Genomic DNA, 4,201 nt, shown 5'->3' with positions numbered 1-4,201 from the left:
GTGCCATCCGCTACACCGAACGCCTCGCCGAGGCCGAAGCCGTTGCCTCCGTGGGAGCCAAGGGCGATAGCTACGATAACGCCATGGCGGAAGCCCTCAATTCACTCTTCAAGGCCGAGCTGATCCGCAACAAGGGCCCCTGGACCGGCATCAGCGACCTTGAAATCGCTGTCGCCGAATACATCGACTGGTATAACCACCGGCGTCTCGACGGAGAGATCGGCTACATGCCGCCCGTGGAAGCAGAAACCAATTACTACTCAAATCTGCCCGCCATCAAAACGATGGAACGGGTCTAACTAACCCTCCATTAAACCCGGGGCTTGACAGTTCTTCGATCGCATCGGACCGTGCGGCCAAGAGCGCGGTGAACTCCTGGGACTGGGGAGCAGCCCGACCATTGCCGCGCTTTTTGACCGAAAGATCGAGCCTGCCGGTGAGCACGTGGAGTCGAACACCGCCACCAATTGGCCGTAGTCACGACGTCGCTGCTCACTGAATTCCCCAGTGCGCGGGCTCGTCGTCATCGACGCGAATTCTGCACCCAAACCAAGCGTATATACGCCACCTTGCTTCCGGGCCAGCAACTCCAACCACCGGATCCACTTGCGGTAGTTGCGAATCGTCAACTCCGCATATCCAGCCACTTCCAAAGCGGCAACAACCCGCTCACCAATTTCCCTGACTGTCGTTTCCATGGCGTTCCCCTTTCACTGGGCCTATGGATACGACGACAGTAACCGCGGTGAAGGTCCCAAGCACTAAGCCGAGGAAAGGAACACTATTCCCCGTATGGCATGGGTTGCAGCACGGTTCATCGGCTTAGCGTTTTCCTCGGCATAATCCGAATCGATGCCCAGGATCGGGAACGGGAACTTCGCGGTAGCCTCCTTGATCGCGGCGAACACCCATTTCTGCGCCTTGTTCTTCACCGAAACGGTCTCCGTCCAGTCGGTCGCGATGTCAGTGATATCAAGGGTGGAAACAGAACTCACCCTGCGAATTGCCGACCTCGTGGCCGACCAGATCGATCTCGGCGAACCCTGGCCTGGCGTCGTACCATTCGGCCCAGGTCCGCATTGGAATCGAGTCCTTCAACAGCGTCCCGGGCTTGGTATGGGAGCGCCCCCCGCGGATCGAGTTTGGCCCGGGCGGCCTTGAGTCTGCGGTCGATGGTGGCGGGGGCAATCTTCAGCAGCAGGGCCGCGCAGTCATCGTCGATTTTCAGCTCTTTGAGCCGGCGCAACCGCGGCACCAGGTCCGGCAGCGCCGCCGCGAGCAGCCGGCCGCACGGGGTGCCCTGCACCGCCCACAACAGCCGCAGCGACTTCATCACCGGCTCGCCGTAGAGCGGGGGCTTCGGCGGCCGCGGCTTGACCGCCCGGATGCTCAACGCCGCAGTGAGAGCTTTACGGGCATGATTGCGGTGCCACCCGTTGAGCCCGCACACCTGATCAAGGATCAAGCCCTTCCCGGTCTTGGAGGCCCGCCGATATTCCAATGCCAGCCTCTTCGTCACAGCCTTGCGTTGACTCATTGTCAGCTCCATAGTCGAAGGCCTACCGCCACCGGCGAACCGGACCGGACAGGCACACCGCTACGCGCGCATTCCTAAATGATTCGCGCGCATTTTCTATGAGTCAACGCAGGCCAGGAACCATAAGGTCTTGACCGGCGGCGATGACGGCATTGCGATGGTCATGCGCTTCGTCCGGCCGACGGTGACAATCCACCGGGGAGACACCGTGTGGTTCAGCAACCCTGGAATGGGTGCGCCGCACACAGTGACGTTCGGCACTGAGCCGGCCAATGTATTTGTGCCTTCAGGCAATCCGGGCCATTTCAGGGGCGGCGATCTCAACTCGGGAATCATCCCTCCGGGCGGAAAGTTCGCTGTTACGTTCAAAAAAACCGGTACCTTCAACTATATCTGCGCGCTTCACGACTACATGGGCGTGGTGGGTAAGGTGATCGTCGTCCGCTAACTAAGCAGGGATGACTGTCCGGCAGGCAGCCGGACAAGTTGGCGGGACCCAGGACCGGCCCGGCGGATCAGGCCGGACCGGTCCTGGCCCGCCGGACCCTGCGTTACGGCCACCCGTTTGGAGGCGATTACTGCCGCGAAACTGGTGCGGCTGCAAACCTTGGCGGTGCTCTGGTCCCGGGATCATGCCGTCTTCCTGCCGCACACGCGTATTGACGCGTTGGGCGTGCTCGACGACGGCGCCCCGGATCTGTCGTCGAGCACCTGCAAGGGGTGGGCTAGTGGCAATGGGTCGAGCCTTCTCACTGGCCTTGGTGGGGCTCAACGGTCGCCAGCCCCGGCGAAATACTCTTTAGGATCGATTGGGCGGAGAACCCGGGTCGTTGTCTTGGCGAACGTAGATTACTGCCACTACGGCAAACAGGAGCGCGATACCAATCAGGAGAAACCATGACGGAACATGAGTCCCCGGTGTAGTGATTGTCAGGACTTGACCAACGGCGTTCATGACACAGGCAGCCATGACCAGGATGAGTAGTGTCTTGTTGCGCGGAGGAGGCTTCATAGGCACCATGAGCGAAGCTTATGAAACGAGTATACGAAACGCAACGCTTTCGGATGGGAGTCACCCCTGCCGCAAAGGGAACCCTCAGCCCGCCTGCTACGGCGCGGCGTTTCTCAAAGCGATCGGTGGCCGCACAGTCGCGTCGGTCCCGATGGTTGGGCGAGATAGTGCTAGCCGAGCATCCCAAGGTATTGGGGGCGGCATTTCATCGCATGGATGAGTTCTTCGCTTCCGTCGTCCCAGACCAGCACCACGAGTTCCAGCAGCCGGCCTTGGGAATCGAAGCCGAGAGGAAGGAACCTGCACGGGTCATCATCGTCCAGGGGAACCGATACCAGTGGCCAAGTCGCTGCCTCGATCCCGTCCACGGAGCTTATCCCGTGCTTGAGTGCGGAGCGGCGGACGATCACGCCGCGTGCGACCAAGCGGCCAGGGCGGCCCGGATCGCATCGGAGCGGTTGAGGTGCTCGCGCTCGGCCCTCGCCATTACCGCTGCAAGCTCCTGGACCGTCAGCCGTACGGGAACGACCTGCGACGCCTCCGCGCCCCGGGCAGGACGCCCCATCCGCGCCTTCAGATCCTCGACGTCGTAACCAGCCTCGGCTTCCTCAACCCACTGATCGATCTCGGCCTCCGAGACCTCGCGTCCGTGCATCTTGCGTTCCATGCAGACAATCGTATTACGAATATTTCCCAGCGACTAGAGGGGGACTCACTGGGACCCGCAAGAGGAACGCTTAACGAACCCGGCGAGTGGCTGGCGCTGATGCCGATCACAGATGCCTGGGCTTAGGAAAGCCGTGAATACAGGTACTTGTCTTTTCTCTGGCCACTGACCGCCTGCCAGCTGCGCAATAGCCCTTCACGGTCAAAGCCGTTGTTTTCCGAACGCATCACGGATCCTCGTTCCAAGGTTCGATATAGAGCTCGAGCCTCTCAATTTCCGGTTGAGCCAGTGCCCAGCATCACAATGCCCGCAGGATACTGGAAGCGGCGCCCTTCCGTCGACAACTCGGCGTGATCCAATAACCGGTGCTCGCCCGACTCTGACTTTGGTCCTTCAATGAGGGCCCTATCTGTCCGCTCGCTTGGGTCCGCTCGGTCGTGTTCTTCGGCTGGCCCCAGGGTGCTGCCGGCTTCTCGAGCGTGCCCGCATCGAGCGCAGCCCGCCACTCCTGGATATGGGGATCATTGAGCCCTTCCCGGCGCAGCACCGCGCCCTTGAACCCGTTTGGTGCCGCCTCGTATTCCTGGTCGATGGCATGTTTGAACTCGGCCGTGAAAGTCCTGCCTGCAGACCGGTTGGACGCGGTCCCTGCAGCCTTGCCCCGACCCCCCGTTGTGAATTTTCGACGAGCAGCACTTATGAGAACACCTTCCCGCAGAATCCAACGATCCCGCTAACTTAGGGTCCCCAAAACGAAGCTAACCTCACTGTTCCTCTACCTCTGAGGGGTGGAGGTTAGTTCCGCACATGGACCGTGGTTGGTCTTTTACCGTTGACGGTGGTGCTCCACGCTGGTGGTGGAGGTGCTCATGAAAGCGAAGGATTTGCTTGGTCGGCGTGGTGAGCTATTGGCCGCTGATTTTCTTGAAGACCGGGGAATTAAGGTGATCGACCGGAACTGGCGCTGTCCCACAGGCGAAATCGA

The 4,201-nt window shown here is 60.7% G+C and carries 7 protein-coding genes; 3 read left to right on the top strand and 4 right to left on the bottom strand.

Features of this window, described 5'->3' with window-relative positions:
* The coding region (locus tag IV498_RS18565) for an integrase core domain-containing protein (RefSeq protein WP_269048554.1) at nt 1–299 on the top strand (299 nt) is incomplete at its 5' end.
* Between the two features lie 462 nt (nt 300–761).
* On the opposite strand, the gene IV498_RS18560 is transcribed toward IV498_RS18565, so the two are convergent.
* Both IV498_RS18560 and IV498_RS18555 read right to left on the bottom strand, forming a co-directional pair.
* Nucleotides 762–995 (bottom strand): hypothetical protein, encoded by a 234-nt coding sequence (locus tag IV498_RS18560; protein ID WP_269048553.1) that lies wholly within the window; start codon nt 993–995, stop codon nt 762–764.
* A complete protein-coding gene (locus IV498_RS18555; protein WP_269048552.1) occupies nt 992–1,537 on the bottom strand; it encodes a hypothetical protein in 546 nt (181 codons plus the stop codon). The genes IV498_RS18560 and IV498_RS18555 overlap by 4 nt, the downstream gene beginning before the upstream one ends.
* 130 nt (nt 1,538–1,667) lie before the next feature.
* Here IV498_RS18555 and IV498_RS18550 point away from each other — a divergent pair, with 130 nt between their 5' ends.
* Nucleotides 1,668–1,985 carry a cupredoxin domain-containing protein gene (locus IV498_RS18550; protein WP_269048551.1) on the top strand — a complete coding sequence of 106 codons (318 nt, stop codon included), beginning with the start codon at nt 1,668–1,670 and terminating at the stop codon, nt 1,983–1,985.
* A 734-nt stretch (nt 1,986–2,719) separates the two neighbouring features.
* Here IV498_RS18550 and IV498_RS18545 read toward each other — a convergent pair.
* Both IV498_RS18545 and IV498_RS18540 read right to left on the bottom strand, forming a co-directional pair.
* Nucleotides 2,720–2,917 carry a hypothetical protein gene (locus tag IV498_RS18545; RefSeq protein WP_269048550.1) on the bottom strand — a complete coding sequence of 66 codons (198 nt, stop codon included), beginning with the start codon at nt 2,915–2,917 and terminating at the stop codon, nt 2,720–2,722.
* Nucleotides 2,918–2,955: 38 nt separating this feature from the next.
* Nucleotides 2,956–3,204 (bottom strand): ribbon-helix-helix protein, CopG family, encoded by a 249-nt coding sequence (locus IV498_RS18540; RefSeq protein ID WP_269048549.1) that lies wholly within the window; start codon nt 3,202–3,204, stop codon nt 2,956–2,958.
* A gap of 881 nt (nt 3,205–4,085) precedes the next feature.
* Between IV498_RS18540 and IV498_RS18535 the strand changes: the two genes are divergently transcribed.
* Nucleotides 4,086–4,201 (top strand): YraN family protein (locus IV498_RS18535; RefSeq protein WP_269048555.1); only part of this gene is annotated, 116 nt, incomplete at its 3' end.

This window comes from Paenarthrobacter sp. Z7-10, from assembly GCF_026932795.1.
In the GTDB taxonomy this organism is placed as follows: domain Bacteria; phylum Actinomycetota; class Actinomycetes; order Actinomycetales; family Micrococcaceae; genus Arthrobacter_M.
The sequence above is the reverse complement of the archived record's forward strand: the minus strand, read 5'-3'. Positions and strand labels throughout refer to the sequence as shown.